This is a genomic window from Mycolicibacterium sp. XJ870 (assembly GCF_053483975.1).
In genome coordinates this window covers 1-1,351 of sequence record NZ_JBEFTI010000017.1, presented here as the reverse complement: position 1 = coordinate 1,351, position 1,351 = coordinate 1, and the positions used below count along the sequence as shown (strand labels likewise).

Annotated in this window: 1 protein-coding gene; it reads right to left on the bottom strand. The window is 61.5% G+C overall.

The window, feature by feature from the left end:
* On the bottom strand, window positions 1-1,351 hold a 1,351-nt coding region (locus ABQF30_RS29515), incomplete at both ends, for an MMPL family transporter (RefSeq protein WP_448470618.1).

Here is a 1,351-nt window from a genome sequence, read left to right as displayed (position 1 = left end):
CTTGAAGGTTGCCGCGGTGCCGCCGAGATAGATCTTGGAACCCTCAAGCGGGGTGCCCTTGATGGCCTCCTTGGCGGCCAGCTTGATGGCGTCGATGTGTTTGATGCCCTCGGGGCTCATCGGGTCGCCCTCGTGGCTGATGATGAACCGCACCGAGTGCCCGTCGGGCGAGAGGAACATCTTCATGCCGCGCTTGAAGTCGGGATTCTCGAACGTTTCTGGCGGCAGGTAGAACGAGTCGTCGTTCTTGGCCTTGTCGAACGCCTGCCCCATGGCGGTCGAATTGTCCTGCATGGCCGCCATCTGATCCTGCAAGCCGCCGTTGGTGGCCTGCATCGTCAGCATCATCGTCTTCATCGTCTGCATCGTCGCGATCATGGGCGGCATCAGCGCCAGCATCTGCGGGAGCATGGCGTTCATCTTGTCCATGTCCGGCACGATGTCCTTGAACGCATCGGTCATCGTGTCGACGCCGTCGAGGGCATCGAATATCGACCGCATCGAGTAGCAGACAGGGATGTCGTAGCAGTGCGGTTCCCAATAGAAGTAATTACGGATCGGCCGGAAGAAGTCGTCGAAATTCGAGATGTTGTCGCGCAATTCCTCGATGTCTTCGACCATCCCGTGCATCTTGCCGACCATGCTGTTCATCGTGGACGACATCTCAGTCATGAGATCGATCATCTTGGTCATCGTGTCGATGACCGTCTGCATCTCTTCGGCCTGCACACCCATGTCGTCCATGCGGTCCTGCATGTACTTCTGATTCATGGTCTGGGTGGTGCCCTGCATGCTGATGTTGAACGGGATCGAGGTGTGCTCGATCGGCGTGCCCTGCGGGCGGGTGATCGCCTGCACCCGAGAGATACCCGGTACCTGGAAGATTCGCTTGGCGATCCGCTCGATCACCAGGAAGTCTGCCGAGTTGCGCAGGTCGTGATCGGTTTCCACCAGCAGCAGTTCGGGGTTCATCCGGGCGGGCGAGAAGTGCCGGTCGGCCGCGGCGTAGCCGCTGTTGGCGGGCAGGTCCTGAGGCAGGTAGTTGCGGTCGTTGTAGTTGGTCCGATAGCCGGGGAGGGCCAGCAGGCCGATCAGCGACAGTGCGATCGTGGCGATCAGGATCGGGCCGGGCCAACGCACCACGGCCGCACCGACTTTGCGCCAGCCACGGGTACGCATGGCGCGCTTGGGTTCGAGCACCTTGCCGAACCGGCTGGCCACGGTGATGATCGCGGGCCCGAGGGTCAGCGCGGTGAACACCACGACGGTCATACCGATGGCCAACGGAATGCCCAGCGACTGGAAGTACGGCAGGCGGGTGAAGTGCAGACACAGGGTGGCGCCGGCGATA